General features: G+C 41.9%; 26 protein-coding genes. 8 read left to right on the top strand and 18 right to left on the bottom strand.

All coding sequences use genetic code 11. The annotated features are described in order from the left end of the window. Nucleotides 1-11: 11 nt before the first annotated feature. The 6 genes from C8322_RS03205 to C8322_RS03180 all read right to left on the bottom strand — a co-directional run bounded on the left by C8322_RS03205 (nt 12) and on the right by C8322_RS03180 (nt 7,632). The gene (locus C8322_RS03205) at nt 12-2,147 is read right to left on the bottom strand and encodes a hypothetical protein (protein ID WP_111810380.1); all 2,136 of its coding nucleotides are present in this window, start codon (nt 2,145-2,147) and stop codon (nt 12-14) included. Nucleotides 2,148-2,401: 254 nt separating this feature from the next. Beyond that, nucleotides 2,402-2,971 (bottom strand): dCTP deaminase, encoded by a 570-nt coding sequence (dcd, locus tag C8322_RS03200; RefSeq protein WP_004814752.1) that lies wholly within the window; start codon nt 2,969-2,971, stop codon nt 2,402-2,404. 125 nt (nt 2,972-3,096) lie between these two features. Next, complete coding sequence (locus C8322_RS03195) at nt 3,097-3,690, bottom strand: LysE family translocator (protein ID WP_045796330.1); 594 nt, start codon at nt 3,688-3,690, stop codon at nt 3,097-3,099. A gap of 439 nt (nt 3,691-4,129) precedes the next feature. Further along, the gene (apbC, locus tag C8322_RS03190) at nt 4,130-5,413 is read right to left on the bottom strand and encodes an iron-sulfur cluster carrier protein ApbC (protein WP_108675437.1); all 1,284 of its coding nucleotides are present in this window, start codon (nt 5,411-5,413) and stop codon (nt 4,130-4,132) included. A 280-nt stretch (nt 5,414-5,693) separates the two neighbouring features. Beyond that, complete coding sequence (locus tag C8322_RS03185) at nt 5,694-6,446, bottom strand: hypothetical protein (RefSeq protein WP_108675438.1); 753 nt, start codon at nt 6,444-6,446, stop codon at nt 5,694-5,696. Nucleotides 6,447-6,828: 382 nt separating this feature from the next. After that, nucleotides 6,829-7,632 carry a hypothetical protein gene (locus tag C8322_RS03180; RefSeq protein WP_108675439.1) on the bottom strand — a complete coding sequence of 268 codons (804 nt, stop codon included), beginning with the start codon at nt 7,630-7,632 and terminating at the stop codon, nt 6,829-6,831. Nucleotides 7,633-7,816: 184 nt separating this feature from the next. Here C8322_RS03180 and metG point away from each other — a divergent pair, with 184 nt between their 5' ends. The 4 genes from metG to C8322_RS03160 all read left to right on the top strand — a co-directional run bounded on the left by metG (nt 7,817) and on the right by C8322_RS03160 (nt 13,284). Further along, nucleotides 7,817-9,886 carry a methionine--tRNA ligase gene (metG, locus tag C8322_RS03175; protein WP_111810379.1) on the top strand — a complete coding sequence of 690 codons (2,070 nt, stop codon included), beginning with the start codon at nt 7,817-7,819 and terminating at the stop codon, nt 9,884-9,886. A gap of 138 nt (nt 9,887-10,024) precedes the next feature. Continuing rightward, nucleotides 10,025-10,381, top strand: coding sequence for a hypothetical protein (locus C8322_RS03170; RefSeq protein WP_004814739.1), 357 nt, complete (start codon nt 10,025-10,027; stop codon nt 10,379-10,381). Nucleotides 10,382-10,677: 296 nt separating this feature from the next. Further along, on the top strand, nt 10,678-11,646 hold the full coding sequence (locus C8322_RS03165; protein WP_213065964.1) for an MBL fold metallo-hydrolase: 969 nt from the start codon (nt 10,678-10,680) through the stop codon (nt 11,644-11,646). 450 nt (nt 11,647-12,096) lie between these two features. Further along, nucleotides 12,097-13,284: an ammonium transporter gene (locus C8322_RS03160; RefSeq protein WP_103799639.1), complete on the top strand. Its 1,188-nt coding sequence runs from the start codon at nt 12,097-12,099 to the stop codon at nt 13,282-13,284. 67 nt (nt 13,285-13,351) lie between these two features. Here the strand turns inward: C8322_RS03160 and C8322_RS03155 are convergent, their stop codons facing one another. Then, on the bottom strand, nt 13,352-13,975 hold the full coding sequence (locus C8322_RS03155; RefSeq protein ID WP_103799638.1) for a LysE family translocator: 624 nt from the start codon (nt 13,973-13,975) through the stop codon (nt 13,352-13,354). A 111-nt stretch (nt 13,976-14,086) separates the two neighbouring features. Continuing rightward, on the bottom strand, nt 14,087-14,266 hold the full coding sequence (locus C8322_RS03150) for an NF038215 family lipoprotein (RefSeq protein ID WP_004814732.1): 180 nt from the start codon (nt 14,264-14,266) through the stop codon (nt 14,087-14,089). A 176-nt stretch (nt 14,267-14,442) separates the two neighbouring features. Between C8322_RS03150 and C8322_RS03145 the strand changes: the two genes are divergently transcribed. Beyond that, the gene (locus tag C8322_RS03145) at nt 14,443-15,318 is read left to right on the top strand and encodes a 1-aminocyclopropane-1-carboxylate deaminase/D-cysteine desulfhydrase (RefSeq protein WP_103799637.1); all 876 of its coding nucleotides are present in this window, start codon (nt 14,443-14,445) and stop codon (nt 15,316-15,318) included. Here C8322_RS03145 and C8322_RS03140 read toward each other — a convergent pair. Further along, on the bottom strand, nt 15,315-15,641 hold the full coding sequence (locus tag C8322_RS03140) for a DUF4870 family protein (RefSeq protein ID WP_008307481.1): 327 nt from the start codon (nt 15,639-15,641) through the stop codon (nt 15,315-15,317). The genes C8322_RS03145 and C8322_RS03140 overlap by 4 nt on opposite strands. 183 nt (nt 15,642-15,824) lie before the next feature. Between C8322_RS03140 and C8322_RS03135 the strand changes: the two genes are divergently transcribed. Continuing rightward, on the top strand, nt 15,825-17,024 hold the full coding sequence (locus tag C8322_RS03135; protein WP_111810377.1) for an NAD(P)/FAD-dependent oxidoreductase: 1,200 nt from the start codon (nt 15,825-15,827) through the stop codon (nt 17,022-17,024). Between the two features lie 30 nt (nt 17,025-17,054). Here the strand turns inward: C8322_RS03135 and C8322_RS14360 are convergent, their stop codons facing one another. The 7 genes from C8322_RS14360 to eat all read right to left on the bottom strand — a co-directional run bounded on the left by C8322_RS14360 (nt 17,055) and on the right by eat (nt 23,792). After that, complete coding sequence (locus C8322_RS14360; protein ID WP_004814723.1) at nt 17,055-17,207, bottom strand: hypothetical protein; 153 nt, start codon at nt 17,205-17,207, stop codon at nt 17,055-17,057. 124 nt (nt 17,208-17,331) lie between these two features. Beyond that, nucleotides 17,332-17,499 carry a hypothetical protein gene (locus tag C8322_RS14355; protein ID WP_171294434.1) on the bottom strand — a complete coding sequence of 56 codons (168 nt, stop codon included), beginning with the start codon at nt 17,497-17,499 and terminating at the stop codon, nt 17,332-17,334. A gap of 68 nt (nt 17,500-17,567) precedes the next feature. Continuing rightward, nucleotides 17,568-19,397, bottom strand: coding sequence for a mechanosensitive ion channel (locus C8322_RS03130; protein ID WP_103799635.1), 1,830 nt, complete (start codon nt 19,395-19,397; stop codon nt 17,568-17,570). A 204-nt stretch (nt 19,398-19,601) separates the two neighbouring features. After that, a complete protein-coding gene (locus C8322_RS03125; RefSeq protein ID WP_004814718.1) occupies nt 19,602-19,976 on the bottom strand; it encodes a hypothetical protein in 375 nt (124 codons plus the stop codon). A gap of 134 nt (nt 19,977-20,110) precedes the next feature. Further along, nucleotides 20,111-20,929 carry an ethanolamine ammonia-lyase subunit EutC gene (gene eutC / locus C8322_RS03120; RefSeq protein ID WP_103799634.1) on the bottom strand — a complete coding sequence of 273 codons (819 nt, stop codon included), beginning with the start codon at nt 20,927-20,929 and terminating at the stop codon, nt 20,111-20,113. Nucleotides 20,930-20,938: 9 nt separating this feature from the next. Next, on the bottom strand, nt 20,939-22,324 hold the full coding sequence (locus C8322_RS03115; RefSeq protein WP_004891714.1) for an ethanolamine ammonia-lyase subunit EutB: 1,386 nt from the start codon (nt 22,322-22,324) through the stop codon (nt 20,939-20,941). A 25-nt stretch (nt 22,325-22,349) separates the two neighbouring features. Then, nucleotides 22,350-23,792 (bottom strand): ethanolamine permease, encoded by a 1,443-nt coding sequence (eat, locus tag C8322_RS03110; RefSeq protein WP_103799633.1) that lies wholly within the window; start codon nt 23,790-23,792, stop codon nt 22,350-22,352. 150 nt (nt 23,793-23,942) lie between these two features. Here eat and C8322_RS03105 point away from each other — a divergent pair, with 150 nt between their 5' ends. After that, nucleotides 23,943-24,365, top strand: a complete 423-nt coding sequence (locus C8322_RS03105) for a hypothetical protein (protein ID WP_004814711.1) — start codon at nt 23,943-23,945, stop codon at nt 24,363-24,365. A 177-nt stretch (nt 24,366-24,542) separates the two neighbouring features. On the opposite strand, the gene C8322_RS03100 is transcribed toward C8322_RS03105, so the two are convergent. Continuing rightward, nucleotides 24,543-25,304: a ferredoxin--NADP reductase gene (locus tag C8322_RS03100; RefSeq protein ID WP_004814709.1), complete on the bottom strand. Its 762-nt coding sequence runs from the start codon at nt 25,302-25,304 to the stop codon at nt 24,543-24,545. Nucleotides 25,305-25,389: 85 nt separating this feature from the next. Here C8322_RS03100 and gigC point away from each other — a divergent pair, with 85 nt between their 5' ends. Next, entirely contained in the window at nt 25,390-26,268 is an 879-nt protein-coding gene (gene gigC / locus C8322_RS03095; RefSeq protein WP_004814707.1) for a LysR family transcriptional regulator GigC, read from the top strand. An 81-nt stretch (nt 26,269-26,349) separates the two neighbouring features. Here the strand turns inward: gigC and C8322_RS03090 are convergent, their stop codons facing one another. After that, nucleotides 26,350-26,712: a hypothetical protein gene (locus C8322_RS03090; RefSeq protein WP_103799632.1), complete on the bottom strand. Its 363-nt coding sequence runs from the start codon at nt 26,710-26,712 to the stop codon at nt 26,350-26,352. Nucleotides 26,713-26,749: the final 37 nt, after the last annotated feature.

Genomic DNA, 26,749 nt, shown 5'->3' with positions numbered 1-26,749 from the left:
GGTGGCCTAACTTAAATAAAAAAGTCTCCGACAAACCCGGTACGGTTCACACCATCAATTGCGACAGAACCTAAATTTTTTATTGATCCATCAACGCCTTTAAAAACTACACCTGTCGCATCAGCTCCATCTTTAGCTCTTAACATGTTATTCGACAAGCGTTCTGTCGTTCCAATAGCGATACTACTGTGAGTCGCATTACGTCCTTGATAACTTGTTCCCTTGATATCAATAGCTGTACCGCATGAGTTGACATTACAAGTAGAACCCTTTAGATCACTTGTTCCCAGTCCATCACCATAGTTTTGATAAATCTGGTTATAAATCGAAGCAACTTTAGGAATTCGAGTTACTTCTAGAATAATGTTATTACCTTCCGAACCCACAATAAATGGTTGGTACATATTTCCGAGTACCAAGTTGATATTCGGGCTATATAAATATAATCCTTCGGTATTATGAAAAATAGGTGCCAGTGAACCACGTTTCATTGCCGGGGTTGCCACTTCACTATCCAAATCATCTAAAGTTGCCGTGCCTATACGAATCCCTTTACGATCTAGATCTGTCTGTCTGATACTTAAATCAGCAGGATTATCGTTGGTATTTAAACGGAGTAGGCTTGCCATACCGAATGTCTGGTTATAGTTCTTGTTATCAGACTCTAAAGTCTGGAACATACGCACTTGCGAACCATTTAAACTTAAACCATTAGCAATAAATTGGGTACGCAAGCGATACTCTTTGTCCAGACCAGAAATGGGAGCACCAGTAATTGGATTTACTTCACGACTAGAATTTAACTCACGAGAGAAAATGTCTGACCAAAATCCAAGTTTAATATTAAAAGATGTATTTTCTATATTCGCCGGATCTTCTAACGCTGTTTTGGCCAAGGGAGCTTCTAATGCCAAGTATCCCAAATTCTCTGCTTTATCTTTAAATTGTCTGACATTTTCTGTACCCGCACGAAATAGCCATGGATTACTTGCTGTTCCCCAATTAAATCCTTGATTACTATAACGAGTACTTAAAGAACCATCGCTTTTAGAAAGTGCCAAACCATAGATAAAAACATCTGCTTTAGTTCTTAAAGAACGTGCAGAACTATTGATTGCTGCAGCCTGCGCAGCCTGAACAGCTTCATTAACAATTAACTTATATAATGCTTCTGTAGCTTTTTTCGCTTCCTCTTCCGCTTTAAGATCGGCATTGTTTTCAGCTCTTAAAGTAGCTAACCGCTCCTCCTCAAGAATTGCAGCGGCAATCAGATCTGTTGCTTTAGATGAAATTTGGTTGCTTCGTACAAAATTAGAACCCAAACTTTGTAAAAATGTTGAAGTTGGAATAGATTCATCTGATCGACTGCCATAAAGCAATTCAACCATTTCCCTAGTATTACTTTCTGCGAAGTCTGTTGCCTGAGCATTAATGGCCTCGAGCTTCAGCGGATTCCATACCAGATACTCTTCCTGTGTCCCATCATTCTCTGGTCCAGATGGCAGCCCTGAATTTCTCTGATAATCATCATAACGTTGTTGGTAATAACGCCGCATTTCGGCTGAGTTATAAAACTCATTAAACACATCCCTTTCAAATGTATCTCGTCTTTTTTCAACATTGGTTGGAATATCTTTCGTATAACTTTCAAGTAAGCTATTAAAATTAGTTTCATAAGCAGTATCATAGGTGTTCTTATAGATAGCATTATAATTATGCTCAGCTTTACCCTCTAGGACCGCTTGATTATAGTTATCAGAATAAATTTTATTATAGGCTCGTTGCCCTAATTGATTATAATTTTCCCCAGTAGGGATAATACGAATAAATCCAGTATCATTTTGTGAAGCATTTTTATAATTTAATAGGGCTTCATTATAAGTACTCAGCTCACTAGGACTAGCATTTGGGCCAGGCTTAAATGGTATTTTGAGCTGGTCATAGGCGGAAGTAGTCGATACGTCATTTGGCCCCTGAAAGACCATCTTAAAATCATCAAGTACTAAAGCAATGCCAGCACCTGTGCTCTCAGACATTGAGTCCTCTGACATTTCCTGCAAGGCAAAACTTGACTGAGCATAAACCAGTGCCAGCGCAGATACGAGGCAGGTTTGTTTAAGTCTGATATGATCATGACAAAAATTCATCTCATTCTTCCTTTTTATATGATGCTCCGCATCTTTCTTCTTTGGCTTCCAGCCATCGCTTACTTTTTGTAGTATTTAATTTTTATGCTACATAGCTTTCAGCAATGTATTTTTTAATGTGTAATCCTCATCCATTATGCTTATTTTCCATTCAGATGCAAAAAGCAAAGTGCTGAATAGCCAAGTTTCCGATGAATGAAAACTCAAAAAATAAACGGGACCTTAAGCCCCGTTTATTCAATACTTTAAACTAATTATGCTTTTGGCAAAGTCACACCAGTCTGGCCCTGATACTTCCCGCCGCGGTCTTTGTATGAAGTTTCACAAACTTCATCAGATTCAAAGAACAGCATCTGTGCTACCCCTTCACCCGCATAGATACGTGCAGGAAGGTTCGTCGTATTAGAGAACTCAAGGGTGACATGACCTTCCCACTCTGGTTCAAGTGGGGTCACATTCACAATAATACCGCAACGCGCATAGGTAGATTTACCCAGACAAACAGTCAGTACATTACGTGGAATACGGAAATATTCTACAGTACGTGCAAGCGCAAATGAGTTAGGCGGGATAATACATACATCAGATTCGATGTCGATAAAGCTTTTCTCGTCGAAGTGTTTCGGGTCTACAATCGCAGAATGCACATTGGTAAATACCTTGAATTCACGTGCACAACGAACATCATAACCATAGCTTGATACACCATAAGAAATGAGTTTTTCACCATTCTCATCAAAACGAACCTGGTTCTCTGCATAGGGTTCGATCATGCCATGCTTTTCGCTCATTTCGCGAATCCAGCGATCAGACTTAATTGCCATTGGTACTAATCCAAAAATCTTAAATTCAGTTATTGCGACGTACTTTAACTGAAATTCACCTCAATGAAAATAAGTGTTCTTTCTTGATGCTACTTTGAAATTTTAATAAGATTTTTTGAGTGAAGTTACAGACTCATAATCGCTGAATAACTCAGCGGTACAGAAAAGCTCATCAGTACCAATGATGCGGTCTTTTGCATATTTTTTTGGTTGAGCCAACGATTATTATTACGACCCAGTAAAGTACCGAAGAATGTCCATAAAACTGCAATTGGAATTAATAGTCCTATAAACATCAGCATATGTACGACATAGTAATAACTGTTCTGCCATGCAATTACGGGGAAAATTGCCGATGCAAACAATAAGGCCTTAGGGTTCAGTAAAGTTGCTAAAAATAACTCTCTGGCACGAATGGTGAATTGACTTAAACTGTCAGCAATTTCTGCTGTACGCCATAATCTGATTGCCAAATAGAGAATATAACAGGCGCTAAATAATTTCAGGATATTCGGTAAAGCTGGCAGATGGGTTGAAATCTTGCCAATCAGGATTCCCCAAAAACTGATCGCAAGCAGATAGCCTAACGCTTCAGCAGGAATAAGATAAAATGATTTCCTAAAACCAGCATGGATCCCGGAAGATGCCAATAAGGTATTAGTTGGGCCTGGAGTCAGTAAAATTGTGACTACTAAACCAATAAATAACCAAGAAATCATGGGTTGACCTCGCTGTAATGCTTGCAGCATAGATCAGAATATTTTTACCTGCAAAATCTTATTTGTAAGAAGAATTATAATTTTTTGGAATAATTTAAATTATAAATTAAATTCAAATACTTATATGAAAAAAATGCTAAGATTAAGTGATATACGATAGAGTCATTTTAGTTGACTCCCACTTATTCATGAGAAAATTCTATAAAAAACACTAACGCAAAAATTAAATTTTTATATCTTTAAAATGATTTATCTAATAATACATTTCTGATTTTTTCATCTTCAAATCTTTTAAAGTCACTCAGTTTATTTCCACTTATTGTCTTAATTTATTTTCTTGCTTTTATTGGACCTACTTGCTAGCGAATACTTTCATTTTACTGTCAGCTTTAACATAAAAAACCCCAGCCTGGACTGAGGTTTTAATCAATGATCTCTATTAGAAAATACGAGAATGATCTTTTTGAGCCTTTGGCAGTTTGGCTGCAATCTTTTCGGCAATCGCCATATAGCTATCAGCAGCCTCATCTCCAGCGATCACTGACGGCGTTCCGGCATCGGCATTTTCACGAATTACAGCATTTAAAGGCAGACGGCCAAGTAGTGGAATATTGTACTGTTCTGACAATTTATCGCCACCACCCGTACCAAAAATCTGTTCTTCATAGCCGCAATTTGAACAGATATGAGTCGACATATTTTCAATCACACCCATGACTGGAATCTGTACACGGTTAAACAGTTCAATTCCTTTGGTAGCGTCCAGTAATGCCACATTTTGTGGCGTTGTCACAATCACTGCGCCAGTGACTGGGATACGCTGCGCTAGAGTCAACTGGATATCCCCTGTACCTGGCGGCATATCAATCATCAAGACATCAAGATCTGGCCAAAGTGTCTGATTAAACAATTGCATTAATGCACCCGTTGCCTTTGGACCACGCCATGCCACTGGTGTATTGTGATCACCAGTTAAATGACCAATTGATAGCACCGCCAGGCCATAGGCATCTAATGGTACAAAGTTTTCAGCTTCAATCATCGGAGTTTTACCCGCATTACCGAGCATTGTTGGAATACTTGGACCATAAATATCCGCATCCAGTACACCGACTTTTAGACCCAGTTTTTGTAAAGCCAAGGCCAGGTTCACTGTTGTGGTTGATTTACCCACACCACCTTTACCAGAAGACACCAGAATCACATTTTGAATACGTGGATGCTTCGGCACATCACGCTGTTGCGGGGCAGCTTTTTGAATAGGCGCTTCTTCTTGTTGAGGTTGATAATTTTCATTCGCCTGCTTTACAGCATCAGTGCTTGCAGATGCATCCACCACGGGTGGTAAATTCGATTTTGGTGCTACTGTGGTTTGCGGCTGGCTAGAGCAGCTTTCACCTTCAGCATGATGATGCCCGCACCCGCTCTCTTTTTTATGCCCCGTTTTTTGCTGGATCACATGCATATTGAGTTCTTTGATGCCACATTTTTCCAATGCGTCAGCCAGTTCATCATGAATCTGCTGTAGCTGCTCTTTTTCTTCAGGATAGGTATTAATCGTGATCTGTAAAATCTCACCTTGTACATTGACCTGAGTAATCCGATCTTTCAAGGCATTGTTAGAATTTGGCAAGATATAATTTTGCAGTACATTCTGCACAGCTTCTTCGTTCACCTCCTTGGAAGGCGAAAAAACCGATTTAAGCGAAGAAAGCCACGACATAGGTTACTCCAAAAATGTAGATCGATATCTAAATAGCTTAGTTTAACGGGCTTTTCACTTAAGGTTAAGCATTCTGCCCATTAAGATGAGGGAGATATTTTCAATTTCCAACCATTTTACTTGGTTTTATTAATTTGTGGCGAATAGAAATAATGGAAAGTGAAAGAGAATAAGAAATAAAGTAGTTTTTAGTATGCGAATAATTATTTTTATAATAAGAGTCTGATTAGATTCAGCCACCTCAACCCTGTTATGGTTGAAGTGGCAGTGCGATCAAAGCTTATTTATGATTTTTATTGTGTTCGGACTTATCTTGCTGGTCCTTGGTGTTTTTGCCTTGATCCTGTTTAGACTGGTCTGCATCAGATTCTGAATCCTTATCTTTGGCAGCCTCTTTTTTATCAGACGTATTCTCCTTAGAGGTGTCATCTTTAGCGTCTTGATCTTTAGATGAATTCTCTTTCATTTTAGTCATTGTATCGGTGGCCATCTGTTTCAGCTCAGCCAGTTTGACAGAAGCTTCATTCACCAATTCAGTAATCTTCTGTTTGGTATCATCAAACTTATGTAAGGCTTCATCTTTTAGATGCGTCATACGATCCTGCTGATCTTGACCATTATTGCCATGTTGCTGGTCTGATTTTTCATCTTTATGCGCAGCCTGTTTGGAATCATCTATATCATCATTCTGCTTGACTTCAGACTTGCCATTTTTTAGCTCATTCAGAATCTTTTCGCCTTTCTGTAATAGCTCTTCACCAATAGCAATCGCCTTGGCTTTTAAGTCATCCATCTTGGTCGTTTCATTTTTTTTATCTGATTGCTCACTATCTGAGTCTTTAGCACTCTGCTTTTCAGATTTATTATCCGACCCGTTCTTCTGAGCCTCTAGTACTTCCTGATGTTCCTGTTTGTGCTGCTTGTCGATCTCGTTTTGCTTTTGCTCTTTTTCAATTTGATCATGCATTTCACGTGCATGTTGCTGTTTATCTTGGTTCTGCTTAGAAGTACTTGTCTGGTTATTCTGAGTCATGAGTACCCTCCTTAGGTAAGTCATATAAGTTATCAGACAATTATTTAGCATAAAGCAGAGAATGAATCGGGTGAATTAAGCAAACTGCAACAAAGCCTGTACATGTTGTTGCTGATCATCGCATCAGATAGCACAAACCTTACGATCTTAAATTTTCATCACTACCCTGGACGAGATTGTGCTCTGTATTTTGAAGATTCTATTTATCTTATTTCTTGCACCATCGGTTAGTATTTTACTGTCATCATGACATCGTATTTCCTTTAGCCTGCCTACTCAAATACTGTCATAGCTTGATTTTTCAAGCTAAAGGATGCTTATGATCGATCTACATTAAACGTTTATAGAATGAATAAAACTAAAGGTATCAAACGACCTTAGTTTAAGCACGCACGGTACTCATAAAACTTACTACCGAGAACAACCAGATAAACAGGATAAAACTGCGCGCTTGGGTGAAATGTGCCACATCTGTACCATGCAAAATGTTGTGGCGTGTTGCAGTGACGTTCGAACTAGAATCCATCTTATAGGCAGCCAGCTCTGCAAAGTATGGATTCAGTTCTGCAGCGATTTTAGATTTATGCCATAGACTCTTAATTTCATTTCCCTTTAAACCGGGAACGATTTTGTAGACATCGACAAACTTGGTGCCGTTTTGCTTTAAGAAACCTTGTTGGATTAAGACGTCGGTGAGTAAACCTTCAAGCTGTGCATAGAGCAAAGGTACACAACCTGCATAACAGCCCAATTTATACATTTTAAAGGCTTCAACAATCACGGGACGGCGTAAGGCTTTATGGGCTTCATCTATTTGCATCGCATCAAAAGCAGTCAGTACGTCTTTTTGGAAGTCTTCACTATTGATGACATCGAGTAGGTTAAAGGCTTTAACATCTTCATAGGCATGAATCTGTTGCCAAAAATGCATCAGGTTTAAGGCATCATTGGCCACTTTTGAACCGACAGGTTGATCGAGCTGATCTGCCCACACATTAAAATACTCATCCTGCTGTGCGAGTTCACGTAAGATATTGATTAAAAATGTATGTTCGCCTTGTGAGATCTGATCTAAATAGCTTTGCGCATCTTCAAGGATACGTTTGCCTAAAGTCTGTTGTTTGATATTCGATTTAAGCCGTCTGACTGGTTGATCATCTTCAAAATCATCATAATCGTCATACATAGTCAAGCACTCAAGCAAATGGCGGATAGGCTATTATCCCTGATAATCCTGCCATAAAGTAGCATTTCATTGAGGTGCAACTTTGTTATTGAAAAAGAATTCACCAAAAGCCTTATGCAAGTCATGTCTATCTCATGTAAAATTACCGCCCATTGCATAAAATACGAATGAGAGAGTCAGATCCGTGCGTAATATCTTAGTCACTAACGCCCTTCCATACGCCAATGGCCCGATCCATATGGGTCACCTACTCGGTTATATCCAAGCTGATATTTGGGTACGTGCGATGCGTGCAATGGGTCATAACGTGACTTATGTATGTGCGGATGATGCGCATGGTACGGCGATCATGCTACGTGCTGAAGCCAATGGCATTACCCCTGAACAGCAAATTGCCAACGTTCAAAAAGAACACGAACGTGACTTTGCTGGCTTTAAAGTGGACTTTGACCACTACGATTCAACCAACAGTGCCGAAAACCAGGCTCGTGCATCTGAGATTTATATCAAGAACCGTGAAGCGGGCAACATTGCAGTTCGCCCTGTAACGCAATTGTTTGACCCTGAAAAAGGCATGTTCTTGTCGGATCGTTTCATTAAAGGCACCTGCCCGAAATGTAAAGCGGAAGATCAATACGGCGATTCATGCGAAGTGTGTGGCACGACCTACAACGCAACTGAACTGCTCAATCCAAAATCGACCTTAAGCGGTGCGACACCTGTCGAGAAATCTTCAGATCACTATTTCTTTAAACTGCCTAACTTTGGTGAATACCTACAAAAATGGACACGTGACCAAGGTCGTTTACCTGTATCCATTGCCAATAAGTTAGATGAATGGTTTGAAGCAGGTTTGTCGGATTGGGATATTTCTCGTGATGCACCTTACTTTGGTTTTGAAATTCCAGATGCACCAAACAAATATTTCTATGTTTGGGTCGATGCGCCTATCGGCTATATGTCGAGCTTTGAAAATTACATCAAGACCAAACGTCCTGACTTAAGCTTTGACGATTACTGGAAAAAAGATTCTCAAAATGAGGTGTATCACTTCATTGGTAAAGACATTGTTTATTTCCACGCGTTGTTCTGGCCTGCCATGCTTGAAGGTGCAAACTACCGCACGCCTACAAGCTTATTTGTTAATGGCTTCTTGACTGTAAACGGTCAGAAAATGTCTAAATCTCGTGGCACATTCATTAAAGCTGAAACCTATTTAGAGCATTTAAACCCTGAATACTTACGTTACTACTTCGCATCTAAACTTTCTGACAAAGTTGAAGATTCTGACTTAAATCTTGATGATTTCGTTCAGAAAGTAAACTCTGACTTAGTTGGTAAAGTCGTAAACATCGCAAGTCGTTGTGCGAAGTTTATTAACACGAAATTTGACAATAAACTTTCTGCAACGTGTGCAGAGCCTGAATTGGTGCAAAGCTTTATTGATGCAGGTGATTCAATCGCGGCAGCATACGAAGCGCGTGAATTCTCAACAGCAATTCGTGAAATTATGGCGTTAGCTGACAAAGCCAACCAATATATTGATGAGAAAAAGCCTTGGGCTTTAGCGAAAATTGAAGGCGAAGAACAACAAGTTCATGACGTATGTTCTGTGGGTATTAACTTATTCCGTCAATTGGCGGTTTACCTTGCGCCTGTATTGCCAACATTGGCTGAACAAGTTCAAGCGTTCTTACAGTTAGACAGCTTTAACTTTGAATCACGTAAGCAAGTGTTAGTGGGTCATGAAATTGCATTGTTCCAACCGTTAATGCAACGTGTTGACCCTAAAGCGGTTGCTGCTATGGTGGATGCATCTAAAGACTCTTTAGCAGCCCCTGCAGAAGCACCAAAAGTTGAAAAGAAAAAAGAGAAAGCCAAAGAGAAAGCCAAAGAGAAGAAATCTGAACCTAAAGTGGGCGAAGCTGAAATCATTAATATTGATGATTTTATGAAAGTTGACCTACGTGTAGCGGAAGTATTGGAAGCTGCAACGGTTGAAGGTTCTGATAAGCTGCTTCAATTGACTCTAAATGTCGGCGAAGCTGAGCCACGTAATGTATTTAGTGGTATTCGTGAGTTCTATCAACCTGAAGATCTGAAAGGTAAACTAGTGGTGATGGTTGCGAACCTTGCACCACGTAAGATGCGTTTTGGTATTTCTAACGGTATGGTGTTAGCTGCGGGTAATGGCGACGGTGTTTGGGTGATTTCACCTGAATCTGGTGCTAAACCGGGTGATAAAGTGTCTTAAGATGTAGGTCTTAAATAAAAAGCCTCTACTAATGTAGGGGCTTTTTTATATCATTTATATAATTTATTTTCTTGTTTTAAAAAAATATATCGATAAAATCAAAGCGCTTTTTATTTTTTATAACTATTCGGGGTAAGCATGAAAAAATTACTAGTTTCAGTTCTAGCGATGTCAACAATTGCATTTACAGGCTGTTCAGTTCGTATGGCGGATATGACCGTAGCTTCTACAAAGAACTATAACTTGAACTCAAACCAATTTGTGAAAGGTCAACGTGTCACAGGTGAAGATAAGGTTCCGGTAGTTTTATTCCCATTAGGTATTCCTAACTTCAAAACAGCGGTAGATCGTGCAATTGAAAAGGATCGTTGTGCTGTGGCTTTATCTGATGTTGTTATTACTCAATTGAATCAAGCATTTATTGTGGGTCAGATTGGTTACCGTGTTGAAGGCACTCAAGTAATTGACCGTTCACAACCAGAATGTAAAAAATAATTTTTGGTTGTAAAAAAGCCTCTACGTTGTAGGGGCTTTTTTGTTTTTGGGATTTCCCTCACCCCGACCCTCTCCCATAGCGAGAAGGAGAATCCATTATTAAATCAATATTGGAATGTTACCTTACGAAGTTGCATTTCTCATCCGTCAAAAGCAAGGTAAATAGTATATAACCTTCATCCCAACCTTCTCCCTGAGCCATATGTGGCGCAAGAAAAAGAGCTTTCAAAAAATTTTAAAATTTATATCTAAGTATGATAAAAAATATCTATCCCTTTAAAACTTATAAGAACCCCATGAAAACATTTACCCTCCTATTCCTCGCATTCGCTCTAAGCACTACAACCCTCCCCATTCAAGCGGCTGAAACCGCTATTCCAACGCAAAAACAAGTGGCTGGCTACTACCATCACCAAATCGGCAACACTCAAATCACCGCCCTGCTCGATGGCACAAACTACTTAAACCCTGCGCTATTTAAAGGCTTAAGTGACAGCGAAAAAACGGGCATTCTCAAAAAATACGCTGCCATCAACGACAAAGGCATACAAACCTCAGTCAATGCTTTTTTAATCAATACAGGCAACCAGCTACTAATGGTCGACAGCGGTGCTGCAAGTTGCTTTGGCACACACTTAGGTTCAATCTATAACAACCTCAAAGCATCGGGTTATCAACCAGAACAGGTCAATAGCATTTTCCTGACCCATTTACACCCTGACCATGTGTGTGGCATCTCAAATAACGGTGTAGCAAATTACCCAAATGCCACACTGCATATTTCCAAAACCGAATATGACTACTGGCTCAGTCCAAACACCATCAAGAAACTACCCAAAGAAAACCAAGAGAAATTTTTAGGCACAGTTGAGAAAATTAAAGCTGCACTTGCACCCTATGAAAAAGCCAAAAAAATTAAAGTCTTTTCAGATAAAGCTTTGAGCTTTGGAGATATTCAATTTAAGCCATCTTTCGGTCATACCCCAGGGCATTACAGCTTTAAACTGAAAACCGATGCTCAAGAAGTGGTATTTATTGGTGACATCGTGCATTCACATACCTTGCAGTTTGATGCACCAAAAACAGCGGTAGATTTTGATATAGACCCTAAGGCAGCAGTCGAAACCCGTCTTGAACATTTTGCTGAATATGCCAAAGCGGGTCAGTTGATTGCTGCACCGCATTTACCTTTCCCAGGCATTGGGCATATCTATTCAAAAGATGGTCAAAGCTATCAGTGGATACCGGTACACTTTAAAGATTAATTGAGTACTGTGATTGCAATATTCTAAGTCTGAAACCCTAAGCTTTTAGGGTTTCATTTATTTTATAAACACCTAACCAACAAGTATTAAAGATCTTAAACTCAAAAATCACGTTTAGATTGAGAATTAAAATCCGCTACTTCACTTAATTTTTTAAATTTTTTCTTAAAAATTGCTTCACATTCATTGTGCACCTTTAGCACTCATTTCTAGCATTCAATTGAGTCCGATAAATCTAAATATTTAAAAATTAGGTATAAATTTTAAATTTATCACCTCTTGTAGTGTCTTAGTTTGGTGCAAACAAGTCACATTATGCCTTATATCGAGTCTTATTAATTTCAATAAATTCTTCATCAAAATTTCCCTTGCTAGTGCCTCTTTTAGAATCATTTTGCCTCTATATACTGGGTTTCTTTTGTGATTCTATGCACTAAATTGGAACGCACCATGCAAAATATAGACTTATTATTTCTCCTTCTCGGTGCAGTTCTGGTGCTTGCCATGCATGCAGGATTTGCTTTTCTGGAACTTGGAACAGTTCGACATAAGAATCAGGTCAATGCCTTAAGTAAAATTCTAACTGACTTTGCCATCTCTGCAATCGCATACTTTTTAGTGGGTTACTATATTGCCTATGGACAGCATTTTTTCCATGATGCCAATACCTTAGCAGCTGATCATGGCTATAACCTGATGCGCTGTTTCTTCCTGCTTACCTTTGCTGCCGCCATTCCAGCGATTATCTCTGGTGGTATTGCTGAACGGGCCAAAATGCGCTCGCAGGCTTTAGCAACTTTATTTCTGGTTGCCCTGATTTATCCGTTTTTTGAAGGCATGATCTGGAATGGTAACTTTGGTTTCCAGGACTGGTTGGCTCAGGCATTTGGTGCTAGCTTTCATGATTTCGCCGGTTCAGTGGTGGTGCATGCCATGGGTGGCTGGATCGCACTGGCTGCAGTAATTCTGCTTGGTGCACGTCATGGCCGCTATAAAAATGATGGCCGGATTACAGCACATCCGCCTTCATCGATTCCATTTTTGGCTTTAGGTTCATGGATTTTAATTGTCGGCTGGTTTGGTTTTAATGTCATGAGTGCCCAGCGCCTCGATGCTATTTCTGGACTGGTCGCCATCAATTCTTTAATGGCAATGGTCGGTGGAACAATTGCAGCCAAAGTGGCAGGTAAAGATGACCCGGGCTTTCTGCATAATGGACCATTAGCCGGTTTAGTAGCGATCTGTGCAGGCTCAGATGTGGTACATCCATTGGGTGCGCTTTTTATCGGGATCAGCGCAGGCGTGATTTTTGTGAAACTGTTTACGTATACCCAAAATAAACTCAAAGTGGATGATGTGCTTGGCGTCTGGCCTTTGCATGGTGTATGCGGAGCTTTTGGGGGTCTTGCTGTGGGTATCTTCGGTCAGCAATGGCTGGGAGGCATGGGTGGTGTTTCTTTAATTTCACAGCTAGTTGGTACAGTTCTCGCCATTATTTTTGCTTTAGCAGGTGGCTTCCTGGTCTATGGCCTGCTCAAAGTATGGATTGGTATTCGTCTCACCCGGGAAGAAGAATTTACCGGTGCAGACCTGTCCATTCACCGTATTTCTGCGAATTCTGAAGAAAATATTTTTTAAATGCTTTCGTAAAAAAGCCCCTATTGCAAGGGGCTTTTTTTATCTGCAGCGGAGCTTATAGAAATAATTACTTCATACCAAAAATCAACTTTAAACCGAGTACAGTCATTACCGCACCTGCAGCACGATCAAAGCCTGCTTTGAATTTTAAATACACACGACGTGGCTTTTCTGCAGACAAGGCAACTGCCACCAAAGAACACCATCCCGCATCAATAAAGAAACATAGGACCGGAAGCACGACATAGAAATAGGCCGGAATTTCTTTAGGTAAAAGTGCAGTAAAAATACTGGCTAATACAATGGCAATTTTGGGGTTAGATAATTGAGTGATCAAGCCTGTGGTATAAGCACGACGCAGTGACATCTGGGTATTGCTGTCTTCATCGGCATTAATCGGCTCTTTGGCATGTTTAATAATTTTAAATGCCAGCCAGAGCAAATAGATCCCACCACAGATTTTTAAAGCCAGATAAGCAGATGGCACAGCTAGTAAAAATGCCTGTAAGCCTAGAACTGCGAGTAGACCAAAAACAGCGGCACCTGTACCGGTTCCTAATGCCGTAAACAGGCCATGCTTGCGCGAAATAGCAATTGAATTTTTTGCCACATAAATCGATGTCGGCCCAGGGCTCATTGCGCCTAACATTAATGCAAAGGCAATTGAGCCCAAAATCCAGAATGATTCCACAACACAACCCGGTTAAATCTTGATTGCGCTATTCTAAGCAAAATGCAGCACGAATGCTGCATTTTTATAGTGAAAAATCTTAACTTTATCTAATAAATATTCAGTTTAAGTTTACTGAAGCTCTTGGGCGATAAATTGCGGTTTAGACAAATGATAGTCGTGATCATGTACCGGCATTCCGCCTATGATCATGGTTCTGACTTCAGTTTTCGGTTTATTCATTTTGTCATTATCACAGCCAGCCAGACTGGACAGAAGTAACGCAAGCACAACATAGGATAGATGTTTCATTTGCTACCCTCCTGACAGATTCCCTTAACTTTAGATTAGCATTTTATGTCTGTTTTTTATTCGATTATTTTGTGACAAGCTGCATCATTCAAGAGTGCAGTTAGAATAGGAATAAAGTCACTTTCGGGTACGCTTAACTTGGTTATACTGTTGCCGTTCTCACTTTTAAGATTGCCATGTTTGATTCGATTGCCCAGCAATTCATAGACCAAACCCTGAATGTACACGGTATGCAACTGACCATACGTCGGTTGGATCTGGTGCATCCACGGATTTCGGGCAACAAGTTTTTTAAGCTGAAATATAATTTTCTGCAAGCGCAACAACAAGGGTTTAAAAAGTTGCTGACTTTTGGCGGTGCTTATTCAAATCATATTGCAGCGACGGCATTTGCGGCACATCAGTTTGGTTTTGAAAGTATCGGCATTATTCGTGGTGAAGAACTTAAAGAAAAACCCTTAAATCCTACCTTAAAGACCGCGCAAGACTTTGGCATGCAGTTGCATTTTGTCAGCCGTGAGGATTATCGACGTAAACAGCAACCCGATTTTTTGGCAGAATTGCAGCAGCAGTTTCCAGATCATTACGTGATTCCTGAAGGGGGTACCAATACGCTTGCTATTCAAGGCTGCCAGGAAATTTTAAAACAGAGAGATCGACAGTTTGATGTGATCTGTTGTGCAGTGGGCACAGGCGGTACAATTACAGGACTGATTGAAGCCAGTCAAAATCATCAACACATTTTAGGTTTTTCTGCACTGAAAGGGACATTCTTAACAGAAGATGTCGCCAAACTGACCCACAAGAAAAACTGGCAGATTATGGATGACTATTGCTGTGGTGGTTATGCCAAAACTACAGCTGAACTGATTCAGTTTATTCAGAACTTTGAAGCTGAATACGGTATTCCTCTAGAACAGATTTATACCGGGAAAATGCTGATGGGTCTGACTGAGCTGATTGCAAAGGGTTATTTCCCTGCTGGATCAAAGCTATTGGTCATTCATACTGGAGGCCTGCAAGGCAAAATCCCTGAGCTGTATACAAATTAAACCGGATTAATCGGCTCATTATTATTTAAAGCCATCAAACCTTTGGCTAGACGGTAAATGTGCCAGATAAACACTACAAACAGAATCCCGAATCCAATCAGAATCGTGGTTAATAAGCCACCGATCAGATAACCAATTAAACTGATCCAGAAGGTTCGAATCTGCCAGTCGCTATGACTTTCCAGCCAGGTGCCGCGCATTTCATTGCGTTTCAGATAGTTCATAATAATGGCAACAATCGGCGTCAGGCCGACAAAGAAGCCCAGAATATACAGAATATAAGTAATCAGATTATATTGTTTTAATTGTTCGATATTCGCCATCAGTCTTTCTCCTGGGCTTTTTATCCTCATGTATAAAACTATAGAAGCAGCTTTTCAGTATTTCAAATCAGTTGTGATGAATGTCTGATGAATATCTGTAATTCGATTTGCTTCAGGATGAATAGAGAAAGCTGAAATAAAATTGTCTATAATGCTTTCCTTTTCTTCTCCCTTGAGTGTGTCATGTCTTCCAAGCAATACGATGTTCTAGTCATAGGTGCAGGTGCGTCAGGTTTAATGACAGCATATATGGCTGCGCAACGTGGTCGTCGTGTTGTCGTGGTTGAAAAGGCCAATAAGGTCGGTAAAAAGATCCTAATGTCTGGTGGTGGCAAATGTAACTTCACCAACCTGTACGTCGAGCCGGAAAATTTTATCTCGCATAACCCACATTTTGTTATTTCAGCTCTGACTCGTTATACCAACTGGGATTTCATTGGCATGGTGTGCGAGTACGGTATTGAATATGAAGAGCGTAAGCATGGGCAGCTGTTTACACTGAATGGCGCCAAGGAAATTCTGGCAATGCTGCTGTCTGAATGTGATAAGACCGGTCTGGTCGATATTAAAACGAGTTGTGAAGTCAAAGCAGTCAACGCGGTCGACGATCAAGGTTTCCAGGTTGCAACGTCTTTGGGATATTTTGAAGTTGAATCTGTCGTGGTGGCTTCCGGTGGCCTGTCAATTCCGACCCTGGGTGGTTCTGGTATTGGCTATGAGATTGCCAAGCAATTTGGTCACTATATCTATCCGACCCGTGCCGGTTTGGTACCCTTCACCTTCTCGGATAATTTTAAAGAAGTTACGACGCGCTTAAGTGGTAATGCGGTAGAAGCAACTTTATCCAATGAGCTGAACAGCTTTACTGAAGCCCTGCTGTTTACCCATCGTGGCCTAAGTGGTCCAAGCTCGTTGCAATTGTCTAACTACTGGGATGTTGGTCAAAGCTTTAAGGTCGATTTCCTGCCAAGTGTGGATCTGTTTGATTTCTTCAAATCCAGAAAACAAAGCCAGCCAAAAGTCTTGTTACGGACCCTACTCACCGAGCACTTACCCAAAAGTGTGGTACTGGAATTACAGAATCTGATCTGGACTGAGGTTACAGAAACCTCGATTGGCAATATCAGTGATGATAAACTAGAACAGATCGCCAAACGTTTGCACAGCTTTGAAGTGAAACCATCAGGCACCGAAGGCTATCGTACTGCCGAAGTAACGCTAGGGGGTGTAGATACTACCGAAGTTTCTTCCAAGACCATGGAAAGCAAGAAACAAAAAGGTTTGTTCTTTGTCGGTGAAATTCTGGATGTTACCGGACATCTGGGTGGATTTAATTTCCAATGGGCATGGTCATCGGCGCATGCCGCATCAGAATATGTTTAATTTATAAATACTCTAAAGTCAGTCTCAAGTTCACTCCAGATAGTCTGTTTTAAACAGCTTAAGATTGGCCGTATTTTCAAGACGGTCAATCGTCAGCTGCATTTTTCGGCCGGCTTCTTGCAAATAATATGGTGCTGCATTTGCAGTAGAGCTAATAAATTTAGACTGTTTTAATTTCCACATATTGTTGATCTCCTTTGTCTTTATATTATTAATGCAATAAGAATACCAAAATTTATTTAGTATTCATTTGAATATTCTATATTTTCAACATGACAATTCTATTTCAATCAATTAACAGGATTTTTTAGTTAAATTCGTCTGTATCCGGCATGTTCTTTTCCAGCACTTGTTCAGAGCGCTTATCTGCTTTGCTCTTAACAAAGACAAATCTATAGGCAGCAGTAAAAAAGCCAATCGTAATTCCTGCAATCACTAAAGGTGCTAGAACTTTATTCGGTTTTTTTGCATTCATTCATTTTTCCTCATGACTGAACAAAATCGACCACTTAAGCGTGGCCGATTTTATTTGATTGGAACAGGTTAATTCAGGTCATCTTTCTTTGGACGACTATCGACATTCGGTTCGTCTTCACCTGTAGAGCCAAATGGATTATTAGCTGGTGGATGAGTTGGATCGACGTCGAGTGAGTCCGGTACAGCCTGATCTATATCTGGAGTAACCTGATCAATACCCGATGCTTCATCATCCTGCGGTGCAGTAGTAAGTGATGCAGGGGTACTATTCGATAAGTCCGTACGCATTGGCGCATTGTCATCATTCTGACCTGGAGTAGGCACGATACTCGCTCCTGTTGTAGTAGCTGGTTCAGTCGCAGAAGTCGCACTACCTGAACCAAAAGCTGAAGTCATGATATCAGTATCTTTTTTCAAGGGATTTGGTTCTTTGCCTTCACGTTTGGCTTTATCAATCAAATCCGTCAGAACACGTTCTGCCGGCTGACGACCACCAAGACCGAATGCCAGAGCAAAAGCCACTGCTACTGCGCCCAGAGTCAGACCGAATGCAAGGTTTACAATCGAATCGGCAATGCCCATTGCGCGTAAGCCCATTGCAACTACCAGACCCATAATCAGGACACGAACCAGATTGGCTAACCAGCGTGAACTGTTATATTCACCGCGCTGCACTACATTCGCAACCACATTTGCCAGCCAGAAGCCAACCACCAGAATCACTGCGCCGAGCAGGATGTTCGCACCGAAGTAAATGAACATCGCAATCAGGCTACTTACCTGTTCAAAGCCAAGACGGTTCGCCGCTTCAGACACAGCAAACAGCATAGTGAACAGAATGATCAGGACGCCCACGACATGCGAAATTTTAGTGGTACCCAGGAAACGTTGTAAGTCTAGCTTGGCCGGAACTTCATCTACACCCGTACCTGCCAGAACTTCAGTAACCAGCTTCGCGACCAGTTTCGATACGACATAAGCCAGAATCAGAATCAGGGCTGCGGCAATGATATTTGGAATGGCATTCATTACCTCATACAACATCGCGGTTGCAGGTTGTGAAATCGCCTCAATACCGAGAGCTTCAAAAGCGATGATCAGCGCTGTAATAATGATTACAGCAAAGATGAAGGAACCAATCACCTGAGGAACATTAGAGTTCTTGAAGATGCCAACTTTTTCTGCCTGTTGCTGTACATTCATACTACGCAATAAACCTTCTACAATGCCACGAATGATTTTCGCCAGAATATAGCCGACAAAAACAATCACACCGGCAATAAAGATATTAGGCAGATAACCAACCACATCATTGACCATGTTCTGAACTGGATACAGCAGACCACTTAAACCCAGAATCGAGAGTACGATAGGCAGGAATAACAACAGAATCAGCCAGTAAATAATTTCACTGATATTCTCACTTAATGGCTTTACACCAACTTCTGAACTGAGTTTTTCATCCAGTTGAGTGCGGTCAAGCAGTTTCTGTAGTCCCACCTTGACCAGATTGGCAACAATCCAGCCAATGAATCCGACAGCAATCGCAGCAAGCAATTGAGGGATAAACAGCAGGAAACGCTGAATCATGTTACTGAACGGTCCACTGACATTGGTCAGATTCAGCACATTCAGTGCACCAATAACTGCCATAATCAGGATTAACCAGAAGACAATTCTTGTGATGATATTTTCAATATTGGAACGATGGCCAGTCGCATGGTTTAGCCGCTCATTGGTGCCAAGCTTTTGCAGGATTTTTTTTACGCCTGCAGAGACCAGCAATGCAATAACCCAGCCTATCAGCAGGATCGCCACTGCACTTAATATGGGATGAAACTGTTCCCAATAGTACATGGCATCATAACCGCCTGGGCCTCTCATATATTCATTCATGTTGTCATGCCCTCTATGGTTTTACTTTATTTATAAGTATTTACAGACTTCTTTTTTGGAAAGTTGTAAAGCCGTCTGTCATGCATTATTCACATTAGAATTGGAGCTTTTTTTATTCAATTGAGAAATGCACAACTACAACAAATCCGCACATTAGATTGCAAAAAAGCCCTGATTCTTAACCAGGGCTTTTTAAGAGGGTGCCTACTGACCAGCACCTCGACTAGATCCTTCTGAGTCGGTTGCTATACCAACATCCATACCTCCCGCTGTATCTTCTGCGGTAGCTTCAGTCGTACCAGTAACACCACTTAAGTTCGCAGGCTGATTCAGATCCTGACTACGCCCTTCCTCTGACTGAGCTGGGGTCGTATTGTTCATGGTTGCTGGTTGAGCTTGCGGATTTGGATGACCCGGAGGTGCTTCTTCTGGTGAAGGCTTAATATCGGCAAACATATAAAGTAGCAATGCCAGCAGGAAGACACCCACTAAAATTAAAATATAGACAGGAATTCTTTTCTTCTGCCGTGTATCTTCATCATAGCCTGAAGGTGGTGTTTTGTTGAAATCATTAGCCATAACCATCCTCACTGTTTTTTATTCATGTGTGGATTTCATCATAACAAGTTGATTTTTTAACTTGTGTGACAAAAATAAGTGAGATGGTGACGGCGTGTAAGTCTGTAACAGCGTAGAAGTTTCTACACTATTGGTTATTTAAATAATCCTTTGCCTGGCTCATGCCGAACTTCAACCAATGTTTCATGTTCATCTTTTAGCTGTACGCCCGAAAGCTGCAATGCACAGGATTTTTGCATGAGTGCGATTAAGCGTTGGATCGCCAGCGGATAGGACAGACCTGCCGGACGAACATTGGAGATACAGTTTCTAAGTGCATCATGGCAGCCTTTAAAAGCACTATAAGTATAATAAATTCCCATACTATCCGGAGAACTTAACCCTGGGCGTTCACCAATGAGCATCACCAGCATTTTGGCTTTTAAAATTTCTGCAACCTCATCTCCCAGTGCGACACGGCTACCACGGGCAATAATTACAGGAGCTAACCTCCAGCCTTGTACTTTGCAAGCTTCTACCAAAGCAGGAATAAAGTGTGGTGTATTTTCTTCAATAGCACGTGCAGATAGTCCATCTCCCGCGACAATCACCACATCCCACGTGTCATGATGTTCATTCCGGTATTGCTGTAACATCATTTTAGATTCATCAGACAGGATACGGCCCAAATCGGGGCGTTTTAAATAGAAATCCTTTTCCACTGCCTGGCTTTCAATGTCTAAAATCGTTAGACCAGTCCTGCTTAGACTTGCTTTAAGTTGGTCAGCAGCAAGTGATTTAAGCACAGCATCTTTGGCTTGGGCATGTGCCAGCTGAAACTCCAGACTTGGTCGGGTTGGTAAACTGCCACCTGCCCGGCCTAAGGCTATACGCGCATCGGTATAGGCTTTGAGCTGTTGCCAGGGATTGTCTTGCAGCTGTGACTGAAATTGCACATCAGGAACCAGTTTCATCAGCACTCCTTAAGACAGCATCAAACGGGAAAACTGTTTGGGTAATTCAGTCGGCCACTGCAACTGATGGGCTTGCTGAGAAAGAATACCCTGCTGTTGCAGCCAGTGGTCAAATTCAGGCGCCGGTTTTAAGCCTAATAACTGACGAATATATAAAGCATCATGGAAAGAGGTAGTTTGATAGTTCAGCATCACATCATCTGAACCCGGAATCCCCATGATAAAATTCAGTCCGGCATTGGCGAGTAGAGTCAGCAAGATATCCATGTCATCCTGATCTGCATCGGCATGGTTGGTATAGCAAATATCACAACCCATCGGCACGCCGAGCAGCTTGCCACAGAAATGATCCTCCAGTCCTGCCCGGATAATCTGCTTACCGTTATACAGATATTCCGGGCCGATAAAGCCGACCACGGTATTGACCAATAAAGGGTTAAATTTACGTGCCACGGCGTAGGCACGTGCTTCCAGAGTTTGCTGATCGACCCCATGATGACCATTACTGGACAAAGCACTGCCCTGTCCAGTTTCAAAATACATCACGTTCTGACCCACTGTGCCACGTTTCAGGCTTAAAGTCGCTTCATAACCTTCCTGTAAAAGTTCCAGATTAATGCCGAAGCCGGTATTAGCTTTTTCAGTTCCCGCGATGGACTGGAACATCAGGTCAATCGGGATATTTTTATTCGCCAACTGAATCCCTGAAGTGATATGGGTCAGCACACAGGACTGGGTCGGAATCTGATATTCATGAATAATATGATCCAATAATTTTAATAACTCGGAGAGGTTTTGCAGGTTGTCAGTCGCAGGATTAATCCCGATCACCGCATCACCACTGCCATACATCAGCCCATCCAGGATCGATGCTGAAATTCCCATCAGATCATCGGTGGGATGATTCGGCTGCAAGCGGGTGGAAAGATGTCCTTCCAGCCCGATGGTGTTTCTAAATCGGGTCACCACCCGGCATTTTTTTGCCACCAGAATCAGATCCTGGTTGCGCATGATTTTACTGACCGCTGCCACCATTTCTGGGATCAGCCCCATTTTTAAGGCCGTAATTTTTTCAGTGGTGGCATCTGTACTCAACAGCCAGTTACGAAAATCCCCCAGAGTAAAATGCGAGATCGGATAGAAGGCAGCGGCATCATGTTCATCCAGAATCAGTCGGGTCACTTCATCCTGTTCATAAGGTATTAAAGCTTCATTCAAAAACTGCTGTAATGGTACTTCTGCCAGACACATTTGTGCAGCAACCCGCTCAGTTGCATCATGGGCAGCAATCCCTGCCAGCTGATCGCCAGACCGTTCAGGGCTAGCCTTGGCCATCAGTGTTTTTAAGTCTTCAAAAATATAGTGCTGACTGGCCACATTGATCTGATACAGCATAAGCATGTTCTCCCTTCAAGATGATTTATTTCAATTCCTTTTCTGCTGCTTCAATACGGGCAAATTCTTCTTCCGGTGTGCCTGCCACCAGATGATGACGGCTATACAACAGGAAGTAGAGAATCAGTACGACATAAATCGCAGCTGCCATTAACCAGACTTTTGGATCGACCAGGAAGCCAGCGACCACTGCAATGGCTGCAAGCACTAAAGCAATCGATGCCGTGACAATACCGCCCGGTGCTTTATACGGGCGTGCCAGATTTGGTCGAGATACTTTGAGTTTAATGTAGGACATCATCATCAAGACATAGGAAATCGTCGCGCCAAAAACTGCCATAAGGATCAGCAGATCACCTTCACCTGAAAGTGACAGCAGAAAGCCAATAATCCCCGGAATAATGATGGCCAGATAAGGCGCATGATTGCTGTTGGTCAAAGACAATTTTTTCGGTAAATAACCGGCACGTGACAGTGCAAAAATCTGACGGGAATAGGCATAAATAATCGAGAAAAAACTCGCGATCAGACCCGCCAGCCCGACAAAATTCACAAAACTTGCCATCCAGGTATTAGACCCATAGACTGCAACCAAGGCATCGACTAGTGGCGCACCAGAATCTTTAAGGGCATCTGCACCGGCTGCACCAGGACCGAGTAACAGAATACTTAACGCAAAGAATGCCAGAATCAGCATGGAACCAATCAGACCTCGCGGTAAGGATTTTGCCGGATCTTTGGCTTCTTCTGCCGCTAATGGTACGCCTTCAACAGCAAGGAAGAACCAGATTGCATAGGGCACGGCCGCCCAGATACCGAGATAACCCAATGGCAGGAAAGTGCTGGCACCCGCCGCTTCAGTACTGACCGCAATATCAAACAGGTTTGCACTATTAAAATGCGGCAACATGCCGAAGATGAATACCATCAAAGCTACCGCAGCAATTGCGGTAATCACGAACATGATTTTAAGTGCTTCACCAGCACCTTTCAGATGCAAGCCCATAAAGATCAGATAGCTGACCAGATAAATGATCCAGCCACCAATACCAAATAAGGCTTCGCAATAGGCACCAATGAAACAGGCAATGGCTGCCGGTGCAATCGCATATTCAATCAGGATCGCGCTACCTGTCAGATAGCCACCAAAGGGACCAAAAGCAGTCCGGGCAAAACTATAACCCCCACCAGCAGTCGGCAGCATGGTCGACATTTCCGACATGGCCAGACACATGCATAAATACATCAATGCCACCACAACAGTGGCAATAAACATCCCGCCCCAACCCGCCTGAGCCAAACCAAAATTCCAGCCGGCAAAGTCACCGGAAATCACATAGGCCACCCCTAAACCCACAAGCAGCAGCCAGCCTACAGCACCTTTTTTTAGCTGTCGCAGGGCAAAATAATCTTCTTGTACTGTTGTTTCGGTGACGCCGGTATCGATGACACTTTTTGACTCTGACATAGCAACCTCTTTGTTTTTATCTTTGTTCCCTGAGGATATGCATAAGCCGTACCAGTTCATCCATTGTCCAGGGAAAGCAAACTGAATCGCTGCCCTATCGGTACGAAATGCGCTATAATCATCCACCTCCTATTTATACACTCGATTTTTATGGCGTATCGTCAACAAAGTGTATCGCTTGATCTTGACACTGACGTCACACATCAATGTGCGTTACACCACACCCGCGATCAGCATCTGATTGGAATTATTGAATTCAGCAAGCCAAGCTTTTTGCTGCGCTGGCAGGATTTGGAATATTTCCGTCGTCGTACCGAAGAAATGTCGGTGATGCCATTCCCGGACTGCGTGAATGCAATGATCATTGATGTGCGTAATGTCGCAGCCTGGCTCGACAATGACGTACCCATCATTCCATGGCGCTTACTGGAAGAAGAATGTCCGGTACGTCTGGTCGTGCCTGCGGAACGCATCGAACATTATGCCGGTTTCTTTGAACCGACGTGGCTGACCTCTGATGTAGAGACAGCGATCCAGGAAATCCGGGACTTTATGGATATGTTTGTCCATTAAGAGATACAAAGTAAAAAACCTCCGACATGGAGGTTTTTTTGTGTTTAAAGAAAATAAAAGTCTCCCTTTACTAAAGGGGGATTTAGGGGGATTCTGATTTCAAGAAATATTTTTTAACTTAATCCCTTCCCTTGCACAGCGATGCTGCTCAACCCAAAGGACGAGGGAGAATAATGCTTACCAATAATTCTCGACTGCAATATTTCCTTCACCACGACGGTTCATGGTCAAACCACGTGCTTTTAATGCTTCTTTGGTATCTTCAACCATATCCGGGTTACCGCAGAGCATGACATGGCTGGTTTCAGGATTAAGCTGCATAGCTGCGGCTTTTTCCAGTTCACCATTTGCAATCAGAACCGGTAAACGGTCATGCAATGCTGCTTCAGGATCACGGGTAATAATTGGAATAAATTTAAAACCGCTATGTCCTTCACCAAAGCTTTCTGCAATTTCCTGAATACGCTCTACATAAGCCAGTTCAGCTTGCGTACGCACGCTATAGACCAGATTAATTTGCTTATAGTTATTCCAGGTTTCAAAGTCTTGCAGCATGGATAAAAATGGCGCCAAACCTGTACCTGTTCCCAGTAACCATAAATCTTGTGGTAATGGCAGCTGGTAACGTGCCAAGGTCAGATAGCCATAAGGAATCTTTTCCAGGTAAAGTTCATCACCCACTTTAAGATGTTGTAAATTTGAAGTAAATTTACCTTCAGGCACCACGATTGAGAAAAATTCCAGGGTTTCATCGAAAGGTGAAGACACCACTGAATATGCCCGGACAACGAGTTCATCTCCTATCTTCAAGCCAATACGCGCAAACTGCCCTGCAGTAAACTTGAAATGTGCAGGTCTGGTCATGGTGAAACTAAACAGCGTATCGGTCCAACGGTGTACAGATAAAACCTTTTCTAAGCTAAATTTTTCAATAGACATGATTCAAACGTGGCATCAAAGACTATGCTCATGGTAGCATGACAGCATAATTTATTAATATTTTTTAAATGTTAAGGCTCTATTCATGCGCATGACTCTACGCCAGTTGGCTGTTTTTGTAGCAGTTGCTCAAGAAGGTACCGTCACCAAAGCCAGTGATGCAGTCAAACTCACCCAAAGTGCGGCGAGTATGGCTTTAGCAGATTTAGAAGATGGTCTTGGCGCACCTTTATTCGACCGTCTAGGCAAGCGTTTACAGCTCAATGATTTAGGTCGTTTTCTTCTCCCGCAAGCACTTGAAATTCTTGGTCGCTGTGAAGCTTTTGAACAAGCTGCTAAAGGTGAACTGCAAAGCATTGACCTGCGTCTCGGTGCGACCCTGACCATTTCCGACTATCTGATGCCAGACCTAATGGCGGATTTTTTAAAAATCCAGCCACAGGCACACTTGCAACTTCAGGTGGGTAATACTCGCCAGATGATTGAAGCCGTCAACCAGTTCCAGCTGGATCTTGCGCTGATTGAAGGTTCCTGCCACTTGCCACAGCTGCAATGCATCCATTGGCGTGATGATGAACTCGCAGTGTGCTGTGCTCCGGATCATCCACTTGCTCAGTTAAACCGTCCACTGACTGCTGAAGACTTTAAATCTGTAGAATGGATTTTGCGTGAAGAAGGTTCAGGTACGCGCGAAGTCTTTGACAATGCCATTCTGCAAGATGTTCCAGATGCTAATATCCGTTTGACACTCGGTCATAACGAGGCAATTCTGAAGATAGTTGCAGGTGGCATAGGTATGTCCTGTATTTCTAAACTGGCAATTGAACCTTTACGTGAAAAAGGTCAGTTGGTGATTCTTGATACACCCTTCTGGTCTCTAACCCGTCCATTATTTATGCTGGTACACCGTCAGAAGTATCAAGGTCCAGGTTTAAAAGCTTTTATGAAATTCTGTGAAGCCTAAATTTCTGTTCAAATTAAAAAAGCGCCTTAAGGCGCTTTTTTAAGAATGGGACACATATCTTATTAAAAACTGAAGACTGACCTAAATTTCTCCAAATATCATGAAGCCAAGCGCTGATACAAAAGCCAGCCAGAGTGTAGGACTAAAGAAAATACTGTTACGTACTGGAACAGCCACCATGGCAGGTGCTAGAGATGGTAGTACGACTACTTCAGGAACAAATTCCTCTTGGGGTTTGATATCTAGACGCACCATATTGTCCAATTGAATCTTATTCTGTTCTTCAATGATTCTGAATTTAAGCCGCTCTCCAACTTGAGGCATTATTTCAGGTGAAGGTAATTGCTGTAACTGGAAACCTAACTCCTGTGCCGTGTTTGCCAGTTCAATGCTTCCGGTCCCGCTTAGGGAGTCATAGGTTTTAACTCTTCCATCTGTAAACATGATATATGTCCCTGAATCATCATAGATGCGTATTTTA

The organism is Acinetobacter sp. SM1B, from assembly GCF_003289665.1.
Classification (GTDB): domain Bacteria; phylum Pseudomonadota; class Gammaproteobacteria; order Pseudomonadales; family Moraxellaceae; genus Acinetobacter; species Acinetobacter schindleri.
This window is presented reverse-complemented; position numbering and strand designations above follow the sequence as displayed.